The 24935-nt window shown below is 72.8% G+C and carries 22 protein-coding genes, 1 tRNA gene and 2 pseudogenes; 5 read left to right on the top strand and 20 right to left on the bottom strand.

Features of this window, described 5'->3' with window-relative positions:
• Positions 1–74: 74 nt before the first annotated feature.
• From TR49_RS09025 to TR49_RS40770, 5 genes are all read right to left on the bottom strand, one after another.
• Positions 75–1349: a DNA polymerase III subunit beta gene (locus TR49_RS09025; RefSeq protein ID WP_042379251.1), complete on the bottom strand. Its 1275-nt coding sequence runs from the start codon at positions 1347–1349 to the stop codon at positions 75–77.
• A 332-nt stretch (positions 1350–1681) separates the two neighbouring features.
• Positions 1682–2335, bottom strand: a complete 654-nt coding sequence (locus tag TR49_RS09020) for a DUF8010 domain-containing protein (RefSeq protein ID WP_042379250.1) — start codon at positions 2333–2335, stop codon at positions 1682–1684.
• Entirely contained in the window at positions 2332–2775 is a 444-nt protein-coding gene (locus TR49_RS09015; protein WP_042379246.1) for an acyl-CoA thioesterase, read from the bottom strand. The genes TR49_RS09020 and TR49_RS09015 overlap by 4 nt, the downstream gene beginning before the upstream one ends.
• A 96-nt stretch (positions 2776–2871) precedes the next feature.
• Positions 2872–4536: an energy-dependent translational throttle protein EttA gene (gene ettA, locus TR49_RS09010; protein ID WP_042379244.1), complete on the bottom strand. Its 1665-nt coding sequence runs from the start codon at positions 4534–4536 to the stop codon at positions 2872–2874.
• Positions 4537–4627: 91 nt separating this feature from the next.
• The gene (locus tag TR49_RS40770) at positions 4628–5314 is read right to left on the bottom strand and encodes a single-stranded DNA-binding protein (protein WP_063770055.1); all 687 of its coding nucleotides are present in this window, start codon (positions 5312–5314) and stop codon (positions 4628–4630) included.
• A 401-nt stretch (positions 5315–5715) separates the two neighbouring features.
• Here TR49_RS40770 and TR49_RS09000 point away from each other — a divergent pair.
• Positions 5716–5788, top strand: a tRNA-Arg gene (locus TR49_RS09000).
• 247 nt (positions 5789–6035) lie between these two features.
• Here the strand turns inward: TR49_RS09000 and egtD are convergent.
• The 4 genes and pseudogenes from egtD to egtA form a co-directional block, all read right to left on the bottom strand.
• Positions 6036–7025: an L-histidine N(alpha)-methyltransferase gene (egtD, locus tag TR49_RS45395; RefSeq protein WP_169789977.1), complete on the bottom strand. Its 990-nt coding sequence runs from the start codon at positions 7023–7025 to the stop codon at positions 6036–6038.
• Positions 7026–7223: 198 nt separating this feature from the next.
• Positions 7224–7994: pseudogene (locus tag TR49_RS45390) on the bottom strand (class II glutamine amidotransferase domain-containing protein); the annotation flags it as partial.
• Positions 7994–9382, bottom strand: a complete 1389-nt coding sequence (gene egtB, locus TR49_RS08990) for an ergothioneine biosynthesis protein EgtB (RefSeq protein WP_042379505.1) — start codon at positions 9380–9382, stop codon at positions 7994–7996. The gene egtB and the pseudogene TR49_RS45390, both read right to left, overlap by 1 nt.
• A gap of 110 nt (positions 9383–9492) precedes the next feature.
• The gene (gene egtA / locus TR49_RS08985) at positions 9493–10803 is read right to left on the bottom strand and encodes an ergothioneine biosynthesis glutamate--cysteine ligase EgtA (protein WP_042379240.1); all 1311 of its coding nucleotides are present in this window, start codon (positions 10801–10803) and stop codon (positions 9493–9495) included.
• A 359-nt stretch (positions 10804–11162) separates the two neighbouring features.
• On the opposite strand from egtA, the pseudogene TR49_RS45385 reads away from it, so the two are divergent.
• Positions 11163–11699, top strand: a pseudogene (locus tag TR49_RS45385) (Pr6Pr family membrane protein); the annotation flags it as partial.
• Between the two features lie 5 nt (positions 11700–11704).
• On the opposite strand, the gene TR49_RS41260 reads toward TR49_RS45385, so the two are convergent.
• The 6 genes from TR49_RS41260 to TR49_RS08955 all read right to left on the bottom strand — a co-directional run bounded on the left by TR49_RS41260 (position 11705) and on the right by TR49_RS08955 (position 17374).
• Positions 11705–12649 carry an STM4011 family radical SAM protein gene (locus tag TR49_RS41260; protein WP_236653281.1) on the bottom strand — a complete coding sequence of 315 codons (945 nt, stop codon included), beginning with the start codon at positions 12647–12649 and terminating at the stop codon, positions 11705–11707.
• A 4-nt stretch (positions 12650–12653) separates the two neighbouring features.
• Positions 12654–14090 carry an STM4012 family radical SAM protein gene (locus TR49_RS08975; protein WP_236653280.1) on the bottom strand — a complete coding sequence of 479 codons (1437 nt, stop codon included), beginning with the start codon at positions 14088–14090 and terminating at the stop codon, positions 12654–12656.
• Complete coding sequence (locus tag TR49_RS08970; RefSeq protein WP_169789976.1) at positions 14087–14953, bottom strand: STM4013/SEN3800 family hydrolase; 867 nt, start codon at positions 14951–14953, stop codon at positions 14087–14089. Before TR49_RS08970 ends, TR49_RS08975 begins: the two co-directional genes overlap by 4 nt.
• 47 nt (positions 14954–15000) lie before the next feature.
• The gene (locus TR49_RS08965; RefSeq protein WP_236653293.1) at positions 15001–16146 is read right to left on the bottom strand and encodes an STM4014 family protein; all 1146 of its coding nucleotides are present in this window, start codon (positions 16144–16146) and stop codon (positions 15001–15003) included.
• 68 nt (positions 16147–16214) lie between these two features.
• Positions 16215–16406: a hypothetical protein gene (locus tag TR49_RS08960; protein WP_042379235.1), complete on the bottom strand. Its 192-nt coding sequence runs from the start codon at positions 16404–16406 to the stop codon at positions 16215–16217.
• 20 nt (positions 16407–16426) lie between these two features.
• Positions 16427–17374, bottom strand: coding sequence for an STM4015 family protein (locus TR49_RS08955; RefSeq protein ID WP_042379233.1), 948 nt, complete (start codon positions 17372–17374; stop codon positions 16427–16429).
• A 204-nt stretch (positions 17375–17578) separates the two neighbouring features.
• Between TR49_RS08955 and TR49_RS08950 the strand changes: the two genes are divergently transcribed.
• Together TR49_RS08950 and TR49_RS08945 are read left to right on the top strand one after the other, a co-directional pair.
• Complete coding sequence (locus TR49_RS08950; RefSeq protein ID WP_042379232.1) at positions 17579–17905, top strand: DUF8820 family protein; 327 nt, start codon at positions 17579–17581, stop codon at positions 17903–17905.
• A 153-nt stretch (positions 17906–18058) separates the two neighbouring features.
• Positions 18059–19183 carry a DUF6745 domain-containing protein gene (locus TR49_RS08945; RefSeq protein ID WP_042379230.1) on the top strand — a complete coding sequence of 375 codons (1125 nt, stop codon included), beginning with the start codon at positions 18059–18061 and terminating at the stop codon, positions 19181–19183.
• Positions 19184–19213: 30 nt separating this feature from the next.
• On the opposite strand, the gene TR49_RS08940 is transcribed toward TR49_RS08945, so the two are convergent.
• Both TR49_RS08940 and TR49_RS08935 read right to left on the bottom strand, forming a co-directional pair.
• Positions 19214–19990 carry a 4'-phosphopantetheinyl transferase family protein gene (locus TR49_RS08940; RefSeq protein WP_052434133.1) on the bottom strand — a complete coding sequence of 259 codons (777 nt, stop codon included), beginning with the start codon at positions 19988–19990 and terminating at the stop codon, positions 19214–19216.
• Positions 19987–20856, bottom strand: coding sequence for an ATP-grasp domain-containing protein (locus tag TR49_RS08935; protein ID WP_042379227.1), 870 nt, complete (start codon positions 20854–20856; stop codon positions 19987–19989). Before TR49_RS08935 ends, TR49_RS08940 begins: the two co-directional genes overlap by 4 nt.
• A gap of 228 nt (positions 20857–21084) precedes the next feature.
• On the opposite strand from TR49_RS08935, the gene TR49_RS08930 reads away from it, so the two are divergent.
• Positions 21085–22356 (top strand): glycosyl hydrolase family 8, encoded by a 1272-nt coding sequence (locus TR49_RS08930; RefSeq protein ID WP_052434132.1) that lies wholly within the window; start codon positions 21085–21087, stop codon positions 22354–22356.
• Positions 22357–22489: 133 nt separating this feature from the next.
• On the opposite strand, the gene TR49_RS08925 is transcribed toward TR49_RS08930, so the two are convergent.
• The 3 genes from TR49_RS08925 to TR49_RS08915 all read right to left on the bottom strand — a co-directional run bounded on the left by TR49_RS08925 (position 22490) and on the right by TR49_RS08915 (position 24794).
• Complete coding sequence (locus tag TR49_RS08925; protein ID WP_174501560.1) at positions 22490–23032, bottom strand: MOSC domain-containing protein; 543 nt, start codon at positions 23030–23032, stop codon at positions 22490–22492.
• 89 nt (positions 23033–23121) lie between these two features.
• Positions 23122–23622: a hypothetical protein gene (locus TR49_RS08920; RefSeq protein ID WP_063770053.1), complete on the bottom strand. Its 501-nt coding sequence runs from the start codon at positions 23620–23622 to the stop codon at positions 23122–23124.
• A gap of 2 nt (positions 23623–23624) precedes the next feature.
• Entirely contained in the window at positions 23625–24794 is a 1170-nt protein-coding gene (locus TR49_RS08915) for a molybdopterin-dependent oxidoreductase (protein WP_084724704.1), read from the bottom strand.
• Positions 24795–24935 lie beyond the last annotated feature (141 nt).

The raw sequence follows: 24935 nt of genomic DNA, 5'->3' as shown, positions 1-24935 counted from the left end.
CGGCTCGCCCTGGTCATGGCAGCCGGCGCGCACGGGAGCAACCGAACGAAGGACCCGCGGTTGCGTCCTGGGGGTCAGTTCTGGCGCAGCGGCATGAAGAGGTAGCGGTACCCGTCCCCGCCCCGGCCGGTGAGCACGGCCGGGCGGGTGGGGGTGGTGTAGTGCAGCTCCACCTCGTCGGAAGTGAGGGCGGAGAGACCGTCGACGAGATAGCTTGCGTTCGCCGCCAGGGTGATCGGCTCGGCGTCCGCGGGGAACCCCGCCGCCAGCGACTGGCGTCCGCGTGCCTCGCCGCCCGCACCCACGTCGACGGAGACCCGCCCGGCCTCGAACGCCAGCCGCACCGGCCGGTGCCGGTCCGCGACCAAGGCCATCCGCCTGACCGCGTCCAGGAGCGGCTGACGCTCGATCACGGCGCTGCCGACGTAGGAGCTCGGGAAGATCGACTGGTACGTGATGAAGTCCGCGCCGAGCAGCCGAGTCGTCGCCTCGCGTTCTCCGGCCGCGAATCCGATCAGGCCGCCGCCGGAGCTGCCGGCACGGGTACCGGTGTCGTCCGCCGCGGCCGAGACGGTGACCCGCTCGCCCTTGGTGAGGGAGCGGGCGATCTCGTGCAGACTGCGCGCCGGGACCAGCGCGACGATCGGCTCCTCGATCCGCCCGCCCGCCGCTCCGCCGCCCGCTGCGGAGGTCTGCTCCGGCCCCGTCCTCGGCTCCGGCCCCGTCCTCGGCTCCGGCCCCGTCCTCGGCTCCGGCCCCGTCCTCGGCTCCGGGGCCGACCCCGGTTCCCAGGCGATGTCGCGCACCGCGAGGCGATAGCGGTCGGTGGCGACCAGGCGCAGCGCGTCCGCCGTGAACTCCAGGCGGATCCCGGTCAGGAACGGCAGCGTCTCGTCCCGCCCCGCCACGACGGCGACCTGCGCCACCGCCTCTGCGAACAGCGCGCCGTCCACCGAGCCCAACACCGGCGGCAGCGAGGGCAGCCGCGGGTAGTCCTCGACCGGCACCAGTGGCAGGTCGAACCCGGCCGGCCCGCAACGCAGGGACAGATCCGAGCCGGAGACGGCCAGTTCGACGTCGTGGCCGCCCCCGGGCAACGCCCGCGCCAGATCCGACAGGAGCCGCCCCGGTACCAGCGCGGCCCCGGGCTCGGCCACCTCCGCCCCGGCCCGGAACCGGGCGGAGACCTCGAAGTCGAACCCGGACACGGCAAGCATTCCTCCGGCGCCGTCCTGGCTCGCCGTCAGCAGCAGCCCGGCGAGCGCCGGGACGGTGGACCGGGCCGGAAGCGCGTGCGCGGCCCAGGAGACGGCCTCGGCCAGGGCTTCGCGGGGGATTCGGAGTTTCACCAGGCACCGGCTTTCGCGCGAGGGACGTGGATGCTCTGCTCTTTCGCATCCTGCACCCCGGCACTGACAGCGCCCTCCGGCCGAAACCGGCGACGGGGTGCGCCCAGCGAGCGCGTGCGGGTCTCGGCGAGGGTGCTCGGCGGCGGTGCAACTCGGCCGAAGCCTTCGAAGTCCTCCCGCGGGTGGAGATCCCCGGATCGGGGAGCGCCGGCTCCGTCAGGCCTGGGACCGGTCCCGCGTCGGCGTTTCCCGTGCGCGTGGGACGCGACCGCGAGCGGTGAGTCGGCCGTACGTCTTCGGCACGGAACGTCCCTCCGGTCCGTGAGGGCGCGTCAGCTCGGTGTCAGGCTCAGGCCCAGACCCGGGGTGCTGCGGCGGATGGCGACCGAGCCGCGGGGAGCGGTGAGGCGGAGCCAGGAGGGGTGCCGGTGGAGGGCCAGCTGGGGGGACTGGCGGAGCAGGCCGGTGAGGTGGGCGGCGTGGAGGGCGCGCAGGGTGAGCCCCGAGGGGTGGACCCGGCGCGACCAGATGGCCTCGGCCAGGGCGTCGCCGCCCTCAGCGGCCTCGGCTGCCTTGCGGAACTCCCCGATCGCCGCGGCGACCGCTGCGCCGAGGGGCGCGGTCGCGAGGTCCTCGACATGCTCCCAGCCGGAGCGGGGCGGCAGCAGACCGGCCCAGGACGGGCCGGTGATGGCGGGCGGCAGGGGGACGTCCGTGACCGCGGTGTCGCGGGCCAGCTCCTCCAGCCACTGGCCGGCCGAGACCGTCACGTCCAGGGGGAGAGCCTGGGCCAGCCGCGCCGTGCGGACCACCAGCGGGCCCGTCCGGCCGAGCGGAAGGCGGGCGAAGACCGCCAGCGTCGTGCCCGCCGTCTGCAGGCGCACGGCCGACGCGCGGTCGTAACGCAGCAGCCGCTCCAGGAAGTCGGCCAGGGGCGCGGCCTCCTGCGGCTCGGCGAGGCGCAGCGGCTCCAGGGCGGTGCTCATGCGGTGACCGTGCTGGGTTCCAGGTACTCGGCGAGGAAGGCGCTCTCGCCCGCGGTCAGTCGACGCGGGCGTCCGGCCGCCAGGTCGTAGGGGACGCAGACGGTGGTGGCACGGGCGTAGACCTTGTCCTTGCCGCCCGGCCCGGCGCCGATGTCCTTGACCTCGTACGTCACCGTGAAGGACGCGCGGCCGAGCTTGGTGATCCAGGTCTCGATGGTGATCGGCTCGGGCCGGTAGACCAGCGGGATCAGGTAGTCGATCTCGTGTCGGGCCACGACCGAGCCCTCGGCCATGGCCTTCTCGCCGACCTCGCCGGCGGTGGTGAAGGTGAAGTCGATCCGGGCCTCCTCCAGGTAGCGGAGGAAGTTCACGTTGTTGATGTGCCCGAAGACATCCATGTCGGACCAGCGCATCGGGCAGGCGTATATGTGGCGGGCCACGGAGTCTCCGTCGGTTGCTGTGCCGGGGCAGGAGGGACGTCGGCCGTCCGTCCTGCCCCGGTCACTGGTCGTGCGGGTGTGCGGGACGCTGCTCGCTCAGTCGCGGGTCAGCTTCTTGTACGTGGCGCGGTGCGGACGGGCCGCGTCGGCGCCCAGGCGCTCGATCTTGTTCTTCTCGTAGGACTCGAAGTTGCCCTCGAACCAGAACCACTTGGAGTCGCCCTCGTAGGCCAGGATGTGCGTGGCCACTCGGTCCAGGAACCAGCGGTCGTGGGAGATGACCACGGCGCAGCCCGGGAACTCCAGCAGCGCGTTCTCCAGCGAGCTCAGCGTCTCGACGTCGAGGTCGTTGGTGGGCTCGTCGAGGAGGAGCAGGTTGCCGCCCTCCTTGAGGGTCAGCGCCAGGTTCAGGCGGTTGCGCTCACCGCCGGAGAGGACGCCGGCCGGCTTCTGCTGGTCCGGGCCCTTGAAGCCGAACGCGGACACGTAGGCGCGGGACGGCATCTCGACCTGGCCGACGTTGATCCAGTCGAGGCCGTCGGAGACGACCTCCCAGAGCGTCTTGTTCGGGTCGATGTTGGCGCGGCTCTGGTCGACGTAGGAGACCTTGACCGTCTCGCCGACCTTGACGTTGCCGGCGTCCGTCGGCTCCAGGCCGAGCAGCATCTTGAACAGCGTGGTCTTGCCGGCGCCGTTCGGGCCGATGATGCCGACGATGCCGTTGCGCGGCAGGGTGAAGCTCAGGTCGTCGACCAGGACCTTGTCGCCGAAGGCCTTGGCGAGGTGCTCGGCCTCGACGACGATGCTGCCCAGACGCGGGCCCGGCGGAATCTGGATCTCCTCGAAGTCCAGCTTCCGCATCTTGTCGGCCTCGGCCGCCATCTCCTCGTAGCGGGCGAGACGGGCCTTGGACTTGGCCTGGCGGCCCTTGGCGTTGGAGCGGACCCACTCCAGCTCGTCCTTGAGGCGCTTGGCGCGCTTCGCGTCCTTCTGGCCCTCGATCTTGAGGCGGGACTGCTTGGTCTCCAGGTAGGTGGAGTAGTTGCCCTCGTAGGGGTAGGCGCGCCCGCGGTCCAGCTCCAGGATCCACTGGGCGACGTTGTCGAGGAAGTACCGGTCGTGGGTGACGGCGACGACGGTGCCCGCGTACTTCTCCAGGTGCTGCTCCAGCCACTGGACCGACTCGGCGTCCAGGTGGTTGGTGGGCTCGTCGAGCAGCAGCAGGTCGGGCGCCTCGAGCAGCAGCTTGCAGAGCGCGACGCGGCGCTTCTCACCGCCGGAGAGGTTGCCCACCGCCCAGTCGCCGGGCGGGCAGCCCAGCGCGTCCATGGCCTGCTCGAGCTGGGCGTCGAGGTCCCAGGCGTTGGCGTGGTCCAGGTCCTCCTGGAGCTTGCCCATCTCGTCGAGCAGCGCGTCGGAGTAGTCGGTCGCCATCAGCTCGGCGATCTCGTTGAAGCGGTCCAGCTTCTTCTTGACCTCGGCGACGCCGTCCTGGACGTTCTCGAGGACGGTCTTGCTCTCGTCGAGCGGGGGCTCCTGCAGCAGCATGCCGACCGTGTAACCGGGGGAGAGGAAGGCGTCGCCGTTGGACGGCTGCTCCAGTCCGGCCATGATCTTCAGCACCGTGGACTTACCGGCGCCGTTGGGTCCCACGACGCCGATCTTCGCTCCAGGCAGGAAGCTGAGCGTCACGTCGTCAAGGATGACCTTGTCGCCGTGCGCCTTTCGCGTCTTGCGCATGGTGTAGATGTACTCAGCCAAGATGAACCGTCCGGCGTCGTTGTTGGGGTGTGGCTACAGCCTTCTATTGTGCCGCACCCGCCGAGGGACCCCGACCGGCCGGCCGGGCCCGCTACGCCGGGCCGGGGGGAGTCGAGGCGGCCGCCGCGCCGCGACCCGCGGTCGCCTCGGCAGGGGCCGGCTCGCGGGCCGGGGCTGCCTGGCAGGCCGAGGCGAGGACGAGCACCTTGCCCTCCGGTACGGCCGCGGTCGCCAAGGTGGCCGAGGGATCCCTGCTCTGGATGCTCTCGGACCCGCGCTCCGCACGTGGCTCGCCCTCTCCACGCTGTTCGCGCTCCGCCGCGGGCGGACGCTCCCCCCGGATCGACGTGCGGCGCTGCTCGGCGATCCGGTTTCGCTCGGAGGCGGAGGCGACCAGTTCGGGCCGGCCGCGCAGCGTACGGCGGAAGACCGTCGTCCCCCGCGCCAGGTCGTGGCCGAGCGCGGTGGCCTCGATCTCCGCGGAGACGCCCTTGGGCTGACCGTCCGGGCGCTCCCACTCGCGGATTCGCATCCGGCCCGTCACCAGCAGCGGATCGCCGCAGCCGATCGAGGTGAGGGCGTTCTCTGCGAGGCTCCGCCAAGCCCATACTGTGAAGTAGCTGGTGTCACCCTCCACCCAGACCTGCCGAGGCCGGTCGAAGCGACGCTCCGTCGCCGCCAGACGGAAATGCGCCACCGGCACCCCGCCGACCGTCGTCGCGTACCGGACCTGGCTCACCGCGACCCCGACGAGCGTGACCATCGTGCCGTTCATCATCGTGCAGCCCCCACTGGTCGTTCTCCGGCCCCGCGGGGCCGCCTGCGACCACACTGCCTCGCGGCGTGGACGTTCGCGCGGGCCTCCGTCCGGCCTGTGGACAACTCTGGGGGTGTGGACAACATCGCCACCCTTATGGGTGCACTTTCACGAGAACCCCACACTTTTCGCCCGGCCGTGCGACTCCATAACGGCTGAGGGGGCAGCGCAGTAACGAGTGAACAACAGCAGGGGTCCATTGTTCCGCGACCGCTGCGCCCGACCGACCCCACCTGCGATTATCAGACCGCCTCGCGGCAGGATTCGCCCGAACGACCCGGCCGCACGCACCCGACGCCACGCCCGGCGCTGCTTATCCTGTCCCTCGACAGGACCAGGCCGCCCGCCAGGCTCCGCGCCATGCCCCCGTAGCTCAGTGGATAGAGCAGGTGCCTTCTAAGCACTTGGCCGCAGGTTCGAGTCCTGCCGGGGGCGCGTCTGCAGAACCCCTGCGCCATCCGGTCTTCTGCGGTGTTTTCGCAGGTCAGGTGGCTTGAAGTTGTATGGCGTGTACATTACCAGCCACGTGCCGCCAGCAACAGGGGCAGTCCGGCCGAGTCCGGCGGATTCCGGGCCGTTACGAGTGGCCGCGACGAATGCGCGACGAAGACACGACGCGAGCGGGCCGAGACCGGGCAGGATCGCCAGGGGGTCTCGGCCCGCCGTCAGGCCAGGGAGCGGTTCAGCGGCTCGGGACCGCCAGGAGGAGGGCGAAGCGGGCGGATTCGTCCGTCCACCAGTGGCGGACGGTGAGGCCGCCGGCGGCCAGTTCGGTGGTGAGGGATTCGCGGCGGAACTTGCAGGAGATCTCCGTGCGCATCAGCTCGTCGGCGGCGAAGTCGACCGAGAGGTCGAGCGCCGGGACCTTGACGGTCTGGGCGCGCAGGGAGCGCAGGTGCATCTCGATGCGCTCCTGCTGCTCGTTCCAGAGAGCGACGTGGGCGAAGGCGTCCACGTCGAAGTCGGCGTCGAGCTCGCGGTCGAGGACGCTGAGGACGTTCTTGTTGAACTCGGCCGTGACGCCCTCGCCGTCGTCGTACGCGCGGACGAGGACCTCGGGGTCCTTGACGAGGTCGGCGCCGAGCAGCAGCACGTCGTCCGCGCTGAGAGTGCGGCGCAGAGAGCGGTAGAACGCCGCGCGTTGCTGCGGGTCCAGGTTGCCGATGGTGCTGCCGAGGAAGGCGACAAGGCGCGGGCCGGGGGCGTCCGGCGGGAGGGTGAGGTCGGACTCGAAGTCGGTGACGGTGGCGGCGACGCGCAGGTTCGGGTAGTCGCGGACGAGGGCCGAGCCGGCCTGCTCCAGGGCGCTCGGGCTGACGTCGAGCGGGGCGTAGCAGGAGAGCGTGCCGGCCTCGGTGAGAGCGTCGAGGAGTAGACGGGTCTTGCGGGAGGAGCCGGAGCCGAGCTCGAAGAGGGTGCCGGCGCGGGTGAGCGCGGCGATCTCCGGGGCGCGGCGGGTCAGGATCTCCTGCTCGGCGCGGGTCGGGTAGTACTCGGCGAGATGCGTGATCTGCTCGAACAGCTCGCTGCCGTGGGCGTCGTAGAACCACTTGGGTGGCAGGGACTTGGGTTCGGCGGTGAGGCCGGAGGCGACGTCGTTGCGCAGGGCCTTGGCCAGGTGGTCGGCGGGAAGCCGGTCGTCCAGGGTGAAGCGGGGTCGCTGCGTGATCATGGTGAGTCTCTCCGGTTCTGTTCCGCCGTCGGCGGGCAGGCACAGGTCGGGCCTGCGGATGGAACGGGTAGGACGGGAAAGGCTGTCGGTGGCGTCCGCGGGGCCCGCCGTCAGGCGGGGAGGCTCCGTCGGCGGGCGCAGCGGGACGACGCGGACGCCGGCCCGGGTCGCGAGGAGGAGGGAGTGGTCGGGGACCTCCTGCCAGCTGCCCAGTGCCTCCGACGACGGTTCGTCGTCGGGCTCGGAGGCGACGAGGACGCGGCCCGGCGCGTGCCGGTACCAGAGCGTGTCGCCGTAGCGGGTGGCGGCGATGGTCGCGCCGTCGGTGAGCAGCAGGTTGAGCCGCGCGTCCGGCCGGACCGAGGCGACCTGCCGGACGAGTGCGGCGAGCGCGCCGCCCGCCGTCTCGCCGCGGCGCAGGCGGCGGGTGAGCATCGCCCACAGCAGCGCGGAGTCGCTGCGCGCCGCCAGCGACAGCAGCGCGGCGCCGTCGAGCGGCGCGTCGGCCCCGGGGCCGCCCGCGGCGGCGATCGCCGCCGGCAGGCGGGTCCAGTCCCGGATCGCGCCGTTGTGGCTGAACAGGCGACGCCCGTCGCGGAACGGCGCGGCGGCCGACTCGTCCTGTGTGGTGCCCGCGGTGGCCGAGCGCACGGCGGCGAGGATCGCGCCGCTGCGCACCGCTCCCGCCAGCTCGGGCAGGTTCGGATCGGCCCAGATCGGGACCGCGCGGCGGTAACGCGCCGGTTCGGGAGCCTCGGCGGCCTCGGCCGCCTCCTTGGGCGCCGCCTCCGAATCGCGTGGAGGCGGAAGGGGCTCCGGGTACCAGCCGAGACCGAATCCGTCCGCGTTCACGGTGCCGTAGCGCTGGCGGCGGGGCGCCCAGGACTGCTCGTAGAGTCCACCCGCAGGACGCAGCACGATCTCCGCGAGCGACACCTCCGGGCCAAGATAGGCGAGGTGACGACACATCAGTCGCGTGCCTCCGCCGGGTTGTCGGCCGTCCCGTCGGCGGCTCCGCCGGGGGCCGCGTCGCGCGCGGTGCGGAAGCCGGCGAAGATCTGCCGGCGGATCGGGTAGTCCCAGTTGCGGAAGGTCCCGCGACAGGCCACCGGGTCGACGCCGAAGGCGCCGCCGCGCAGGACCTTGTAGTCCGGGCCGAAGAAGACCTCCGAGTACTCCTTGTACGGGAAGGCCGTGAAGCCCGGGTGCGGCTCGAAGTCGCTCGCAGTCCACTCCCACACGTCGCCGATCAACTGCCGTGCGCCGTGCGGGGAGGCACCGGCCGGGTAGCTGCCGACCGGGGCCGGCTGGAGGTGGCGCTGACCGAGGTTGGCCAGCTCCGTCGTGGGCTCCGCGTCGCCCCACGGATAGCGGCGGGAACGGCCGGTGGCGGGATCGTGGCGCGCCGCCTTCTCCCACTCCGCCTCGGTGGGCAGGCGGCGTCCGGCCCAGCGGGCGTAGGCGTCGGCCTCGTACCAGCACACGTGCAGCACCGGCTCGTCGAGCGGCACCGGCTCGACCACGCCGAACCGACGGCGCAGCCAGCCGCCCTCGACCGCGTCGGGGTCGTCGGCGCGCCGCCAGAACAGCGGCGCGTGCAGGCCCGCCTGGACGCGGTGGGACCAGCCCGCGGGGCTCCACCAGCGCGCGTCCTCGTAGCCGCCCGCAGCGATGAAGGCCTGGTAGGCGCGGTTGCTGACGGGAACGGTGTCCAGCCAGAAGTCCGGGACGTCGACCGGGTGCGCGGGCCGCTCGTTGTCGAGGGCCCAGGGCTCGTCGTCCGTGCCCATGACGAACGGGCCGCCCGGGATCCGGACCTCGGACGGAAGGTCGCCCGCGTCCGCCGGGGCAGGGTCCGGCGGCGGCGCGTGGAGCACGGCCGGGCCGCGGCGCAGCTGGTGGGTGGCGAGCATGGTCTCGTCGTGCTGCTGCTCGTGCTGGGCGAGCATGCCGAAGACGAAGCCGTCGGCGAGCAGCGGGTCCTCACCGGGGCCGAACGGCGCGTCCTCCAGCACCGCGAACGAGCGCTCGCGGACGGCGGCGACGTAGCGGCGCGCAGGCTCGGGGGGCAGCAGCGGCAGCGCGGGCCGGTCGGCGCGCGGGTGCTGGAAGGCGTCGTAGAGAGGGTCCAGGTCCGGCCGGATCGCGTCCTGGCCGCCCGCCGCGCGGACCAGCCAGATCTCCTCCTGGTTGCCGATGTGGGCGAGATCCCAGACCAGCGGCGACATCAGCCGTGAGTGCTGCGCGCCGAGCTCCTCCTCGTCCAGGCAGTCGGTCAGCGCGAGGGTGCGGCGTCGGGCTCGCTCCAGGGCGGCCCGGGCCGTCGCGCGGAGGTCGTCCGCGGTCCTGCGGGGCATGGTGCTTTCCGCAGGGTCGGTCGTACGTGTCGGGTCGGTCGTGCCTGTCGCGTCGGTGCTGTCCATCGCGTCGGTCTTGCTGGTGGGGTCGTAGGGACGGGAGGTCGCGGTCATCGGAGGAGTCCTTCCGGATGGGCGGGTCGACCAGCGACGCGGTCGTCCAGGAGGTCGTCGGCGGGACATCGCCCGCGGGCGGGGTAGCGCTCGGCGAAGGCCGCAACGGCTTCGCGCAGCGAGGCGGGGACGCCCGCCCGGGTGAGCGCGGCGTCCGCGACCTCGAAGCAGGCCAGTGCGGCCTTGGCGAACTCGGGCGCGGACGGGCCCAGCCGTGCCGCGCGGGACCAGACCGACTGCGCGGGGAACGGCGAGGACGCCGCGCAGAGCGGTTCCGTCGCCGACCAGGCCGCCCGGGCGGCGTCCGGGTCGTCCAGCAGCACCGTGGTGAGCAGCGCCGGGACGAGCCAGCCGTCGCCCGGCTGGGCGTCGATCATCCGCAGCTCCAGCCAGCCGCGGGGGCGGACGGGCGGGAAGAGCGTGCTCAGGTGGTAGTCGAGGTCCTCCTGCGTGGGCGGACGCTCGGTGATGCCGCCCTGCAGCCAGCTGGCGAAGGTGTGGCCGGGCGGGGCGGTCCAGTCGGCGGGCGGGGTGCGCTGCAGGCAGAGCAGCCCGGCGTCGAGGGCGAAGCGCGCCCACGCGTCGCGCGGGTCGGCGTCGGCGGGCAGACCCAGCGGGGGACGGGTGCGGCTCGGGTCGAGGTGTTCCCAGACGGCCTGGCGGGTGGACCGCCATCCGGTGGGTTTGCCGTGCCACAGCGGGGAGTTCGCGAAGGCGGCGACCAGCACCGGGCCGAGCCGGTGGACCAGCTGCCAGCGGGCGCGATAGCCGTCGATGCCGCCGTTCTCGGTGCCGGCGTCGAGGTTGAGCTGGAAGGCGGCGGTGGAGCGCATCATCATCCGGCCCCATGGGCCGATGCGGTCGAGGTAGGCCTCCATGGCCGCGTAACGCGGATGGTCGAGCACCCGCGGCGAGTCGCGGTACGGATCCAGGCCGTAACCGGAGAGGTCGAGGCCCTGCTCGTCGAGGGCCTGCCGGACCAGTGCGAGGTCGTCGGCGGCCGTGGTGACGCAGGCGAGGGGGCCTGGCGCGCAGGACGTGCTCAGTTCCAGCTGCCCGCCGGGTTCGCGGGTCAGCAGTGTGCCGCTCGGCAGTCTTCCGTCCCTCGTCGGAAGGGGCGCGAGCGCCGCGTCGAGGCGCTCGGGCGGTACGGGACGGTGCGGCTGTGTGCGGTCGAGGACCAGCCATTCCAGCTCGACGCCCGCGTTTCCGGGCGGCCCGGTCTTGAAGCACACGCCGTGGATGTGGCCGGCCGCCCTGTCGAGCGTGAGCTCGTCCGGCCTGCCGGCATCGCGTTCATGGTCCACGGTTCTCCTCCTCCCAAGTCCACCTAACCCCCCGACGTGCCGGGCGGCACGCCGAGCGCGTCCATCCTCCGAGCCGGAACAGAGGATCGACAGGAGGGTCTGAGCCGTTTGCCGCCTGCGAACTGTCGTCGGTCCGGCGTTCGAGAACTGGTCGAACACAAGTGCGGTAAGGGTGCATCGTATGCGGAGGGATCTTCCCGACATGGCTGGAAATATGCGTTTGGCGTGGCGCGTGTCGTTCGGTCGGGAGAGCTACCCCCGGGGGCTACCCGCCGGTAGAGTGCGGCGATCCGGTCCGACGTCGCGAGGCAGTGGTACAGAGCGTGGAACAGAACGGCGAAGCAAACGGGTCCGTGTGGATGAGCGCCGCCCTCTGGTGGCGGATCGGCATCGTCCTCTCCGCCGGAGGCGGGCTGATCACCGGGACCAGTTCGCTGGTGTACTTCACCGTCGAGAGCAACGTGCTCGTCCTCGGCTACTTCACGGCCGCCCTCTACCGGATGGTCACCCGGCGCACCGTCGACGGCCCGGCGCCGCGGCTGCGCGGCGCCGTGACCCTTTACATCCTGATCACCGGCCTGGTCGCGCACATCGTGCTCAACCACGGAGCGAGCCCGCTCCCCGGCCTGACGCACGGCAGCGGCGCGGACCGCCTGCAGAGCTGGTCGCTGCTGCTCCTGCACTACACCACGCCGATCATGGTGCTGGTGGACTGGCTCTGCTGCCGCCCGCGCAACGCCTCCCGCTGGCGCGACCTGCCCCTCTGGCTCGCCTTCCCGCTCGGCTACGCCGGACTGACGGAGCTTCGCGCCGCACTATTCCCCTACTTCCCCAACCGCTACCCCTACTTCTTCCTGGACCCCACCGGTCACGGGTACGGCTGGGTCGGCCTGCAGATCGCTCAGCTGACCGTAGAGTTCGTCGTGCTCGCGGCCGTCGTCGTCGGCCTCGACCGGCTCGGTACGGCCGCCCGGTCGGCGTTCGCCGGTCGCGGCCAGGCGGCGGGGATCCGCTCGAGCACGCCGCCCGCGAAGACGTCGTAGAGCGGGAGCGACTCCAGGTGCACGTAGCCGATGTGGCAGTCGCAGACGGCGAGCGGGCACGGTCGCGGGCGTAGCGCGGCGCGGTACGAGCCGTCGTAGAGGTTGCCGAGCGGCTGCTTCACGAAGTGGCAGCGCCGGACCGTTCCCTCGCCGTCCACCGAGACCACCGTCTCACCCGTCCGGCAGACCCGACCCGCGCTCGGGTGCGGGTCACGGCTGAAGGGGAAGAGCGGGTCCAGCGCCACCCACGGCTCGGCCTCGGCGTCGGTGTAGCGGCGCCCCTCCTGGGCGTTGACCCAGAGGTAGACGTGCTCGGGCAGGGCGGCACGCATCCGCCGGGCCGCCTCGAGGTGGGCCGGATCGCCGACCACGCCCACGCTGTAGCGGATGCCGCGCGCGTCCAGCTCGCGGCATTTGGCGAGGAAGCGGTCATGGCCGACCTGTCCCGGGTGGTACGTCGTCCACAGGGCGAGCGTGGCCGGGCAGGCCTGCCCGACCCAGTCGGTGCGGTGGCTGAGATTGGTCTGGATCGCCACCCGCCGCACGTGCGGAAGCCGGCTCAACTCGGCCAGCGTGCGCCGGTACCAGGACCGGACGAGGCCCTCGCCCCAGGGCGTGAACAGCAGCGAGAGCCCGGTCTCCCGCTGCCCCCGCACCCAGGCGGCGAAGCGCTCCAACGCCTCGCGGTCGGCCGTCAGCTCGGCCCGGCTGTCGCGGCGCTTGGCGAACGGGCAGTAAGGGCAGTCGTAGTCGCAGGAGGCGAGCGGGCCCCGGTAGAGGATGGTCAGCGCGTCGTCGCCCACGGGCTCACCTCGCCTCGTAGGCGGCCATCGCGGCACGGACCCCGGGAGAGAAGAACGCGGGACCTATCGCGTCGGAGTGGGCGAGCCCCTCCGCCGAGAGGCGGATCCGGTCCGCTGCCGTCGTCGCGGCGTCGAGCCAGCCGCGTTCGTGGAGCCGGGTCAGCTCGGTGGCGAAGTCGGCGGACGGATCGCCGCCGAAGCGGCTCCGGTAGCCGGGGACGTCCAAGCCCTCGGCCTGGAGCAGGGACTGCACCAGATGACGGCGCCGGGCCTCGTCCGGAGTCATCGCGAAGCCCACCTCGGCGTACCCGAAGTCCGCAGCGGAACGGGCGACGTAGTCGTCGATGATGCCACGCACCTCGGCGGTGGAGACCGCGTAGTCGAAGGAGTAGTGCAGACGGCTCGTGTAGGAGCGGGCGCCGCAGCCCAGCCCCACCATGCCGTCGGTCTGGCAGCAGTACTCGGTGCCGCCGGCCTGCGGAGAGGCGGCACGCCGGAACATCCGCATGGAGACCTGCTCGTAGCCGTGAGCCAGCAGGTGGTCGCGGCCCTGCCGGTAGAGGGCGAGGCGCTGGGCGTCCCAGACCGGATCGGTGCCGGTCGGGGTGGTGTCACCCTGCGCGGGGTCGCCCGGGGTCGCTTCGCCCGGCCGGGCGCCTGGCTCGGCTCGGCGGCCGAGGCCGGTCAACGGGCGGACGTAGAGCGGGTAGAGGTACAGCTCCTCGGGCTCGAAGGCGAGCGCCGCGTCCAGCGACCGGCGCCAACTGGTCTCGGTCTGGCCCTCGATGCCGTAGATGAGGTCGAGGTTGAGGATCGGTATCCGCGCCTCGCGGACGCGGCCGATCGCCGTCTCGACATCGGCCCGGTGCTGCGGCCGGACCGCCGCGCGGGCCTCCGCGTCCACGAAGCTCTGCACGCCGAGGCTGAGCCGGGTGGCGCCGCGCGACGCGAGGACGGCGAGCCGGTCGGCCGTGGCCGTCGCGGGCGAGGCTTCGACGGAGAGCGGCACCGCGCGCAGGTCGACGCCCAGGCGGCGTTCCATGATGTCGCAGAGGCGCGTGAGTTCGTCCGCCGTCAGGAAGGTGGGGGTGCCCCCGCCGAAGGCGGCCTGGGCGAAGCGCGGCTCGTCGCCGGGGGCGGCGTTCAGCGCCTCGGCGGTCCGGGCGGCCTGCCGGTCGAGCGCGTCGAGGTAGGCGGTGCTGAGCCCGTCCGGGGCGCCGATCCGGGTGAACAGGTTGCAGAAGCCGCAGCGGACCTCGCAGAAGGGGATGTGCGCGTAGAGCGAGAGGGCGTGCTTGGGCTCCGCCGCCCAGAGGTCCGCGAGGCGCGGGCGCGGGGACAGCGGCCGGTACGCGGTCTTGTGGGGGTACGCGTAGACATAGCTCTGGTACGGGGACTCACCCGTGTCCAGGCCGGGGATGCGCAGGTCGGTGACGGTCACGGCGTCTCCTCAGGCGTGGGCATGGGCATGGGCGTGGGTGCGGAGGAGGCTTGGGGCTCGGCCGGCAGCACCGCGTGGGCGTAGGGGACGGTCCAGACGACCTCGTGGCCGAGGCGGTGGCCGTGGTACTCGTCGTCCCCGTAGGCGGTGCCGTGGTCGGAGCAGACGATCGCGAGGCAGGGACGGCGTCGGCGCATCGCCCCGAAGAGGCGGCCGATGTGGGCGTCGACGTACTCCAGGGCGGCCGCGTGGGACGCGCGGTTGTCGCCGTGCTCGCGTGTCGCGCCGGGCAGGTGGAACCAGTTGGGCTGGTGCAGCGCCGGGACGTTGACGAAGAGGAAGAGCGGCTGCTCGGGCCGGTGTCCGGCCGAGATCTGCTCGGCGAGGGCGACCTGTGACTCGAAGGAGGTGGGCGAGGTGACCCCGAGCTCGGGCGACCAGTGGCTCTCCTGGAACAGGCCGGGCAGCACCGAACCCAGCGCCGCCTGCTTGTTGAAGAAGCCGACACCCCCGATGCACACGGTCCGGTAGCCGGACGCGGCCAGGCCGGAGACCAGGTCGGGCGTGTCGTAGACGTACGTCGCCGGGGCGGTCGTCTCGCTGCCGGCGAAGCGCGCGGCGAAAAGCCGCTCGCGCGGGCCGTCCGGCTCCGCCGGGGTCGGCAGGAAGCCCGCGAAGATGGCCTGGTGGGCCGCGTAGGTGAAGCTGCCGGGACTGTGCCGGCGCTCCCATCGTCCGGACGGCAGCACCGCGGCGGCGAGGTTCGGCAGTCGACCGGCCGCGGCCAACTCCTGGGCGACGTCGTAGCGCAGGGTGTCCAGGGTGACGAGCAGGATGTCGTGGCTGCCGACGATCTCGTTCATGTCGAGGTCGGGGGAGCGCGGGATCGCGCCCGGCGCGGGAGGGTCGGTCAGGGGCATGGGATGAGCTCTCGGTGCGTGGTGGTGCGGGGGATCCCGGTGTGGGATGTGGACGGGGTGGCGGCGAGGCGCGAGGTGGTCGCGGTGACGAAGGCGGCGTACGTGTCCAGGCCCTCCGCGCCGCTGCCGGGCAGACCGGTGAGACCGGGCAGCAGGTCGCCGAAGGCGTTGACCTCGCCGACGCGGAAGCGCTGCCAGCCCGTGGCGGGCAGGATGTCCACGCCGACGGACGGGCTGCCGGGGAAGCAGGCCGCAGCCTGCTCTGCCGTCTCCAGCAGCGCGGACCAGCGAGCGCCGACCGCCTCGCGCAGCTGGGCGACGTCGCCCCGGCTGCCGCCGAGGTGGAGGTTGGTCATGGGGTGCGAGCTGGTGCGGACGACCAGGTGGGTGGCCCGACCCGCCGTCACCACGACGCGCAGGTCGGCCGGGCGGCCGCCCTGCGCGGCCTTCGGGAGCCAGCGCTCGACGTGCAGCCGCTCGGAAGCCAGCGCGTCGAAGAGCGCGCGCAGTTCCGACTCGTCCCGGTAGCGCCGCACCCGGAGGGAGTTGAACAGCTCCACCGCGCCGTCCGCGGTCGTGGTCAGCTGGGCGGAGGTGGTGGCCGTGGCCTGCCCGTCGGGACCGAGCTCCAGAGCGACCACGCCCGAACCCGACGATCCGTGTGCGGGCTTGACGAAGACGCGGGGCATGCGCTGCTCGCGCAGCAGCTGCCGCAGCTCCTCCCAGCCGGAGACCCCGCCCGCGCCCTGGAGCAGCACCGGCGGCACCGGAACGTCCGCGGCGGCGAGACGCGCATGGGTGAGCCGCTTGTCGAACATCACGGCGATGTCGTCCGGATCGGCGAGCAGTCGGCAGTCGGGCGTCGCCGCAACGGCGTCGGCGAGCGTGCGCAGACCGCTGCGAAAGCCCGCGTACCAGGCCGCGCCGCCCTCGACCCTGGTCGGCGCCCAGCCCCCGCCCAGCGCCTCGCCGCGCAGCAGTCGGTCCACCGCCTCGTCCTCGCCGGGCGAGTCGACCCGGACCAGGCAGCCCGGCGGCAGAACCGGCCGGTCGGCCGCGCCCGGAGTCAGGACCTCCAGCCAAGGGACGACAAGGGGCGTGTCGAGACCGGCTGCGCGCACGGCCTCGGCGAACATCTCGACGCGCCGGTTGCCGGGCACGCCGACGACCGCGAAGCGGACGGAGGCAGGGGTGGACACGTCGATCACTCCGAGACCGCGACGAAGAGCCACGGGTGCTCGTCGTCGTCCTGCTGTGGGACCTGCGCCTCGCTCAGGTCCACGGCGACGCCCGCCGGTTCCAGCGCACCGCGCAGGCGCTCGGCCCTCTCCGTCAGTTCGGTGACGTCGACGACGGGCGGGGAGTGGAAGGTGCTGAGGTGGTTCTCGACAGACATGGTCCGGCCCCTTCCCGCCGCTACTCCGAGACCGCGACGTAGTGCCAGACCTGGTCGTTCCACTGGTGCGGGGTGCTTTGCCCGCTCAGGTCCAGCTCGACCTCGGCCGGTTCGAGCGCCTCGCGCAGGCGCTGCATCATGCCGTCGGAGAGGAAGTGGTGGTGCAGGTCGAGCCGTTCGAGGTGGGTCAGCGGCTGGCCGTGCAGCAGTGCCTCGGCGCCCGTGTCGGTGAGCACGCCCATGGAGAGGCTGAGCGAGGTCAGCATCGGGACGACCGGGGCGGCGGCCACGGCCGCGGCGATCTCGTCCTGGATTTCGCTGTCCTGCAGCCCGAGGTGACGCAGCGCCGGGAAGCGGTCGCCGGCCAGCAGCGGCGCGAGATCGGCGACGGTCGTGTCGCCGCCGTAGTTCTCGGAGCCGAGCCAGAGTTCCAGGTACTCCAGCGCCGGGAGCTTGCTCTCGCTGACACCGTGCACCACCTCCTTGGCCAAGCCGCCGGATTCGAGGCGCAGCCTGCGCAGTGACGCGTGCTGGACCGGCGTGAAGACGCGGTGGGCGCCGCGCGCGCCGAGCTCCTCCAGGGTGGGGAACGCCTCCAACAGCGGTGCCAGGTCCTGCTGCTGGATCCAGGAGATCTCGTTCTCCTCCGACTCGAGGTCGGCGAGGAAGAAGGCGCGCAGGCGCGGGAAACGGTCCTTCGCGTCGAGGACGGCCTGCAGCACCGGCGCGAGGGCGTCGTCCTCGTACATCTCCTCGTCCCAGGCGCCGATGACCAGCGCCCGCACGTCCTCGGTGCGGACGGCGTCCAGGAAGCGCCGCCAGAGGCCGTCGAAGTCCTCCTCGTCGTCCCAGTCGCGGCGCAGGCGCCAGGCCACGGAGTCGGCCGCCGGGAGCGGCTCGGACGCGTCGGCCGACGGAAGGTCGAAGACCGGAAGGCCGTGGAACGTGGTCAGGTGGTGAGCGGACATCGGTGGCACTCCAGAGCGGAGAAGGGACAGCCGGACGAGGACAGCGGCCCATGTCCTATCAGGCCCGACCGACAGCGCGCGGACCGGGGTTCGCCCGTGCGACCGGGTGGCCGCGCTCGCGACGTCGATTGTCAGACCCCCCTCCTACTGTTCCGGACGTGGGGCGACGCGGGTCGTCCCGAAACCGTCGAGGGGGTCTGGTCGATGTATCGCCAAGGAGACGTCCTGCTGGTCCCGGTGGCCGAGGTCGCGGTGCCGGCGTCGGTCGCGAACCTGCCGGCGCAGCCGCGCGACGGGCGTGGGCGGCTGGTGCTGGCGCGCGGCGAGGTCACCGGCCACGCCCACGCCGTGCAGGGGCCGGGGCGTCTGTTGCGCAAGGGGGACCAGTTCGCCCAGGCCTGGCTGGAGCTCACCGAGAGCGGCCGGATCGTCCACGAGGAGCACGCGGCGATAGCGCTGCCGCGCGGCTGGTACCGGGTCGTCCGGCAGCGGGAGTACACGCCGGGCGCGGTCCGCGTCGTCGCCGACTGACACGGACGCCGGAGCCGGACCGCCGTCGGCGGCGCCGACAGCAGCCGAGCCGGGATCAGCAGCGGAGCCGGGATCAGCCGAGCCGGGATCCGTACATCAGCACCGGGACCGGATGGGCCCGTTGGACACCACACAAGGCGAGGAGCGCAGACCATGGGGACCGAGCGGGACGACTGGGCGCGGATCGGCCTGCGGGTCGCTCCGGCGGAGCGGGCCGAGGCGGAGGCGGGCGTGCGCGCGGCCTACCGGCGGGCCGGCTTGGCGGAGCCCAGGGCGGTGGTGTGGTGCGACTCGCCACTGGTCGCCGCTGCAGCCGCACTGCAACTGACCGGCAGCACCGCTGAGATGACCGGCCCTGAGGCCGAGCGCGCCGGCGTGCGGGCGCGTCGGCTCCTCGGGGAGCACGGCTTCGCGTCGCACGGGGGCGAGTCGCTGGTGACGAGCGTGCGGGACGCCGTGCGGACGGCGCCTTGGCAGCGCGCCCGTGCCCGCCTCGTCGGCCGGCTCGGCCAGGCCGGATGGTCGGAGCGGTGGACGAGTACCGCGGGCGAGCTGTGGCCGCGCCTGCACGGGCTGGGGCAGCGGATACGGGACGCCGTCGTGGACGCGCTGGCCGGGGCCGAGGCCGGGCAGGCGGTGCCGTCCGATGGTGCGCGGTCGGCCGTGCGGCTGGCGCTGCTCGACGCGGTGCTCGGCCAGCAGGACGCGGCATGGCTCGCCGCCCTCGCGGACGACGAGGAGCTGGCGGGTCTCGCGGCCGTGGCGCGCAGCGCGGGCTGGTGGTGGCCGTACGCCGAGGTGGTGCTGCTGGCGGAGCGTCCGGTCGTGCTGGACCTGGACGAGGCGGGGCGCCTGCACCGTGGTGACGGCCCGGCGCTGGCCTATCCCGACGGCTTCGCGCTGCACGCCTGGCGCGGCATGCCGGTGCCGGCCTCGCTCTTCGCGCGCCTCGCCACGCTGACGGTCGAGGAGATCCGCGAGGAGGGCAACGCCGAGGTGCGCCGCGTGATGCTGGAGCACTTCGGCTACGACCGCTACCTCGCCGAGTCCGGGGCGCAGCCGCTCGGCCGGGACGAGACGGGGGTGCTCTGGCGCATCCAACTGCCGGGGGACGAGCCCCTGGTCATGGTCGAGGTGGTCAACTCCACGCCGGAGCCCGACGGTACGAACCGGGTCTACTGGCTCCGGGTTCCTCCGAGCACGCGCAGCGCGCGGGAGGGGGTCGCCTGGACGTTCGGCCTGTCGGTGGAGGAGTACCAGCCGCAGAGCCAGACGTGAACTCCCGCCCCAGGGCGAGGGCGGACGCGCTCAGAGCTCGTGGAAGGTGAACGTCGCCGCGGAGGCCGCGACGGCGAAGGCCGCCGCGTGGGTGGGGCCGGCGTCGAGGGTGGCGATGGTCCAGCCCTGAGGGAGCGCTGCCGGATCCGCCTCGCCGACGTAGTCGGCGGAGGGCTCGCGGCCGAGGCCGGTGCCGAGTGCCTTGAGATAGGCCTCCTTGCGGGTCCAGATCCGCGCGAAGGCCTCGGGGGAGGGGCCGCCGGCAGCGGCGGCCAACTCGGTGCGCTCCGCCGGGTGGAGGGTGGCCGTCGTCTCGCGGACCGTCTCCGGTCCGGGGAGCCGCTCCACGTCGACGCCGATCGGCGCCGACTGCGGGGCCAGGCCGATGAGGACCAGGTCGCCGCCGTGGGAGAGGGAGAACTCGGGGCCGTCCGCCGAGGCGAGGCGGGGGCGGCCGTGGAGCGCGCCGCAGCAGGGGCAGGGGGCGCGTTCGAAGCGGAGGTCCGCCGCCGGCACGCCGGTCCGTGCCGCGAGCACGGCGCGGAGGGCGGTGTGGGCGACGGTGTAGAGGACGCGGTCGCCCTCACGGAGGAAGCGGGCGGCGCGTTCGCGTTCCTCCGCGTCGAGGACGGCGGGGTCAAGTGCGGGCTGGGGAGCCCGCACATCGAGCAGCCAGAGGTCGACCTGTGCCAACTCGACCCTCCCCGCCTGGGTCTGCTCCGCATTGCTCTGCCCCGGCTCGGGCTGCCCCGGCTCGACCCTCCCCGCCTCGGCCTGCCCCGGCTCGGCCTGCCCCGCCTCGGTCATGGCAGCAGCTCGGCGAGGTGGTGGGCGTAGCGGGCCGTCGCGCCCGGCGTGTGGGGGAGGAAGAGCTCGGGCTCGATCAGCTCTAGCTCCATGACGGCGGGGCCGTCGGCGAGTTCGACCAGGTCGACGCGCCCGTAGGCGACCGGCGCGGGCGCCGCCGCCAGTGCGGCCCGGGCGACCGCGAGTTCGGCCTGGGAGGGGGTGTGCTGTCGCACCGTGCCGCCGTGGTGCTCGTGGATGCGGTACTCGCCCGCCGCGGGGACCTTGCGGACGGCGTGGCTGAACTCGGTGCCGAAGAAGATCAGGGAGGTCTCGCCGCGGGTCAGGATGGAGTCGACGAGGGGCTGCAGCAGCGCGTCGCCGCGGCTGACGAGCGTCTCCAGGTGGGCGGCGGTCTCGGGTGCGTCGACGTGGGCGCGCAGGGCGCCGCGCGCTCCGGCGGAGACGGTCGGCTTGCCGACGATCTCGATGTCGCCGTGGCGCTCCCGGAACTCGGCGAGCGTCGCGTCGACCGCGCGCCGGTCGGAGCCGCGGGGCAGGAGAGCGGTGGGCACCACGGATATGCCCTGCTCCGCGAGGGCGACGAGGTAGCCCTTGTGGTGGTTCCAGGCGATGACCTCGGCGGGGTTGCGCAGCGCGGTCTGCCGCCCGGCCCGGCCGGCCCAGGCGAGGAACTCGTCCAGCCGGTCCCAGTAGTCCCAGGTGGTGCGTACCAGCGCGAGGCCGTACGCGCTCCAGTCCAGTTCCTCGTCCCAGGGGTGGATCTCGGCGGTGACGCCCAGCGTGCGCAGCTCGTCCACCAGGAGGTCGTTCTCGTGGACCTCGCGGGGCATGGTGCGGCCGGTGAGCAGGACGATGTCGGTCACGGGACTTCCGCCTCTCGTGGTGCTTGGATGACCCGTTCGTGAGCCTAGCCGCTCCCGGCGTGGGACGGGATCTTGATTCTGCGTGGTGTGTGCGTCATGTGGGGGCGGTGTGTGCGGGATTCGGGGGTTACGGGGGCGTTGGATGCAGGGGTATTGACGTCTCGCCAGGTGGACGGAAGACTCCCAGAACCTGGTTAGGAAGGTTTCCTAACTCACGAAGGAGTGTCGATGTCCCGTACTCCGCAACGCCTCGTGGCCGCACTGGTGGCCACCGCCGCAGTCGCCGCGGGCGCGTACGCCGTCGGCGGCAACGCGGACGCCGCAGCCACGGCCGGCGCGGCCGGATCGGCCCCCAAGCTCGCCTTTCCGCAGCACCAGACGTACAAGACCGGCGTGATGCCCGCCGTCTCGCAGTCGACCCGCGACGCCGCAGTGGAGAAGCAGTACGACGCCTGGAAGAAGACCTACCTCGTGCACGGGTGCGCGAGCAACGAGTACTACGTCTCCACCAAGGGTGACGGCGACGCGACCAACAACGGGCCGGTCTCCGAGGGTCAGGGCTACGGCATGAACATCGTGCCGCTGATGGCCGGTTACGACTCGAATGCGCAGACCGAGTTCAACGGCCTCTGGCAGCTGGTGAAGGACCACAAGGACAAGTGGGGCCTGATGCAGTGGCAGCTGGACGGCAAGAGCTGCAAGTACTACAGCTCGGGGACGCCGGACGCGGCCACCGACGGCGACCTGGACATCGGCTACGGCCTGATCCTCGCCGACAAGCAGTGGGGTGGTTACACCACCGACGCCGAGTCCTGGCTGGCGAGCGTCTACGCGCACGACGTGGCCTCCGACGGCCACCTCAAGTGCGAGGACGACGGTCCGTCCACCGACACCCGGCCGTCCGACAACATGCTGGACCACCTGCGCGCCTTCGCCGCCTACGACAAGGCCCACGACTGGACCAAGGTCGTGAACCGGATGCAGCAGGTCGTCAGCGAGTTCACCGCCAAGTACTCCTCGAGTGCCGGGCTGATGTCGGACTTCGTGGTCCATGCCGACACCACCTCGCCGTCCCCTGCGCCGGCGAACTACCAGGAGGACCAGCCCGACAACATCGTCGGCTACAACTCCATCCGCGTACCCTGGCACCTGGGCACCGACGCGCTGCTCTACGGCTCCGGGACCGCCGCCGTCTCGCTCGACGACGCGAAGAATTGGTCCGCCTGCACGAAGAAGCTCTCCGGCGGCAACCCCGCCAAGGTGCAGCCGCACATCAAGCTGAACTGCGCCAACGGCAACGTCTCCGGCGACACCCAGGCGGAGGAGGCCGGCGACTCGATCGGTCCGGCCGCGATGGCCGCCGGTGACCAGACCTGGACGGACGCCATCTGGAAGCAGTTGCAGAGCAACCCGTTCGGCGACGGCTACTACGGCGAGACCATCAAGACGCTCGTGATGATCGTGATGGCGGGCGACTACTGGAACCCCGCGCAGCACTGACGTGCGCGTCGGTGCGTGCCCCGACCGTGGCCGGGCGGCGAACTCGCCGCCCGGCCACGGTCGTTCCGAAACCGACCAGCGGACCAACGGACCGGCGGACCAACAGACCGGCGGACCGGCAGAACGTCAGCCGTCAGACCCGCTCGAGCGGCTGGTGCGGCTCGTCGGGGAGTTCGACCGTGATCGGGTCGCCGGGGCGGACCTCGCCGCCGCGCAGCACCACGCCCATGATCCCGGCCTTGCGCACCACGTTGCCGTCCGCATCCCTGCCCGCACAGAGCTTGAGCAGGCCGGGCCGGAAGTCGTTGATCTGCGGACAGGGGTTGCGCAGGCCGGTGATTTCGACCTCCGCCTCGGCGCCCAGTCGCAGGCGGGTCCCGCGCGGCAGCCCCAGCAGGTCCAGGCCCCGGGTGGTGACGTTCTCGCCGAGCGCGCCGGCGGCGACCTCGTACCCGGCCTCGCGCAGCTCGTCGTGGAACTCGGCGTGCATCAGGTGCACTTGGCGCAGATTGGGCTGTGTCGGGTCGGCGGCGACCCGCGACCGGTGCTGGACGGTGACGCCGAGGTGCGTGTCGCCCTCGACGCCGAGGCCGGCGAGCAGCCGGATGGCAGGCGCGTTCGGCTTGCTGAAGGAGTGCTCGGCGTTCCGGCTGACGGCGGTCACGGTCGCGGTCATGGTGGCGGTCCGGTGGATCACGGTCTGGTCGGTCACATAGGGCCCTTCTGTCGGGTCTGTCGCTCTGACAGCTCACGTGGGCTTGCACCCTATTCTCGCAGGTGCGCCCGTCGCGTGGCCCGGCGGCGGAGAGCGGACCGGCCTCCCCTGCCCCGACGCCCGAACGCCCGTGCCGCGCCCGGGACTCTCGGCGCGGCCGCGAACACGGCGGTGAGCACGGCGACGACAGCTGCGACCACGCCGAGCAGCAGCAGCCAGTTGTGCAGATACGGCAGCGGCAGCAGGGTCGCGTTGCCGCGGTCGACGCCCGCCCGCAGCACCGCGGGCAGGCCCACGGCGGTGAGGGCCGCCGCGACCACCAACCCGCCGCGCAGCAGCGGCCGTCGCAGCAGCGTGGTGCGGCTCAGGACCATGCCGGCGAGCAGGACCAGGGGCAACCAGACACCGTCGTGCAGGACCAGTCCGCCGAGGCCCCAGACCAGGACGTCGGCGGGGTCGCGGATGTACGGGTCGTGGAGCAGGCCGTAGATCCCGTAGCCGATGACGCCGACCCCCACCAGGGCCAGGCCCGTGCGCAGTGTGCGGAGCATCGTCACAGCACCTCCAGACGGGAGACCCACTTGGTCTGCAGGACGCCGGGGCGGTTCGGCGCCATGATGCGGGCCGGGTAGCCGTGATCCGGCGCGAGGGCCTGGCCGTTGACGCGGAGCGCGAGCACGGTGAGGGGGTCGCGCGCGTAGGTGTGCGGCATCGTCATCACGGCGTACGGGCCGCCCCGCTCCAGCGAGGTGACCCGGACTGACGCGCCCGGCGAGGCGCCCGCGCGGTCCAGCAGGTCCCGCAGCCGGACCCCGCCCCAGCGGGCGGAGGCGCTCCAGCCCTCCACGCAGGCGATCGGCAGGTCGACCTCCGTCTGCGGCAGGGCGAGCAGTTCGTCCATGGTGAGCGTGTACGGGCGCGGCCCGTCGACGTGCAGGCGCCAGTCGGCGGGTGTGTGCACCGTTCCGGCCTGGGCGGCGGTGCGGTTGACGGGCAGTCCCTGCGGGCCGAGGTCCGGGCGACGCGGGCCGAGCAGGTCCAACGAGCGCAGCCACGGCACGGTCTGACCGGCCGTCACCAAAGTCACCGCGCCGACGGCGGCCGCCACCGACCCCAGCAGCGCTCGCCGTCCCGCGAGAGCCGGCTTCGTGCGCCGCCAGTGCGCCGCGATCTCCGGCCCCTTCACGGCGATGTGGAGCAGCAGGCCGCCGACCGCGATCCAGGCCAGCCAGAAGTGCGTCTGCCGGAACGGGAACGGCCACGGGTACCACTGCAGTGTGTTGAGCAGCCCCGTGAACAGCTCCAGCAGCAGGGCGCCGACGAGCAGGGCGATCCCGAGACGCTCCAGCGCGTGGCGGAGCGTCCGTGCGGGCGGCCAGGCGAACAGCTGCGGGTAGACGGTCCACAACTTCGCGCCCAGCAGCGGGATCGCGGCGATGCCGCTGATCACGTGCAGGCCCTGGGTGATGCGGTAGCCCTGCACGGGCCTGCTGGGCAGGTGGTCCCGCAGCCAGCCGGGAGGCTGTTGGAGCACATGGCTGATCAGGCCGGTGACGAAGCAGACCAGCACCGCCGCGCCGAGCCATCGCCCCAACACCACGGCGGTCCGGGGCTCGTGCAGCCGGGACCGGAAGGCCCCTTCCTGGAACGGCCCCTTCCGCAGCGAGTCGGGCGGGACCGGCAGGGGTGCGTCGAGGGGGTCGCGGAGGCGGAGGCGTCTCATGCCTCCATCAGACTCCTGAACTGGGGTGTTGAGGTCGAGCAACCCGGCTACGGAAGTCTTACGGCGCGCGGGGGCCGCACCGTCGGTGCGGCCCCCGCGCGCGGAGTGATCGGTGCGGCAGGCCCTAGCGCAGCATGCCGC

The sequence above is a fragment of the Streptacidiphilus melanogenes genome, assembly GCF_000787835.1.
Classification (GTDB): domain Bacteria; phylum Actinomycetota; class Actinomycetes; order Streptomycetales; family Streptomycetaceae; genus Streptacidiphilus; species Streptacidiphilus melanogenes.
Note: the sequence above shows the minus strand (reverse complement) of the source record. Positions and strands in the feature narration are given on the sequence as shown.

Bases quoted from the DNA above. Each gene is read 5' to 3' on its own strand.
- TR49_RS09020 (WP_042379250.1), bottom strand. From the start codon at position 2,335: ATGAGCACCGCCCTGGAGCCGCTGCGCCTCGCCGAGCCGCAGGAGGCC.
- TR49_RS40770 (WP_063770055.1), bottom strand. From the start codon at position 5,314: ATGATGAACGGCACGATGGTCACGCTCGTCGGGGTCGCGGTGAGCCAG.
- egtD (WP_169789977.1), bottom strand. From the start codon at position 7,025: ATGATCACGCAGCGACCCCGCTTCACCCTGGACGACCGGCTTCCCGCC.
- egtB (WP_042379505.1), bottom strand. From the start codon at position 9,382: ATGCCCCGCAGGACCGCGGACGACCTCCGCGCGACGGCCCGGGCCGCC.
- TR49_RS08970 (WP_169789976.1), bottom strand. From the start codon at position 14,953: ATGAACGAGATCGTCGGCAGCCACGACATCCTGCTCGTCACCCTGGAC.
- TR49_RS08965 (WP_236653293.1), bottom strand. From the start codon at position 16,146: ATGTTCGCCGAGGCCGTGCGCGCAGCCGGTCTCGACACGCCCCTTGTC.
- TR49_RS08960 (WP_042379235.1), bottom strand. From the start codon at position 16,406: ATGTCTGTCGAGAACCACCTCAGCACCTTCCACTCCCCGCCCGTCGTC.
- TR49_RS08955 (WP_042379233.1), bottom strand. From the start codon at position 17,374: ATGTCCGCTCACCACCTGACCACGTTCCACGGCCTTCCGGTCTTCGAC.
- TR49_RS08950 (WP_042379232.1), top strand. From the start codon at position 17,579: ATGTATCGCCAAGGAGACGTCCTGCTGGTCCCGGTGGCCGAGGTCGCG.
- TR49_RS08945 (WP_042379230.1), top strand. From the start codon at position 18,059: ATGGGGACCGAGCGGGACGACTGGGCGCGGATCGGCCTGCGGGTCGCT.
- TR49_RS08940 (WP_052434133.1), bottom strand. From the start codon at position 19,990: ATGACCGAGGCGGGGCAGGCCGAGCCGGGGCAGGCCGAGGCGGGGAGG.
- TR49_RS08930 (WP_052434132.1), top strand. From the start codon at position 21,085: ATGTCCCGTACTCCGCAACGCCTCGTGGCCGCACTGGTGGCCACCGCC.
- TR49_RS08925 (WP_174501560.1), bottom strand. From the start codon at position 23,032: ATGACCGCGACCGTGACCGCCGTCAGCCGGAACGCCGAGCACTCCTTC.
- TR49_RS08920 (WP_063770053.1), bottom strand. From the start codon at position 23,622: ATGCTCCGCACACTGCGCACGGGCCTGGCCCTGGTGGGGGTCGGCGTC.
- TR49_RS08915 (WP_084724704.1), bottom strand. From the start codon at position 24,794: ATGAGACGCCTCCGCCTCCGCGACCCCCTCGACGCACCCCTGCCGGTC.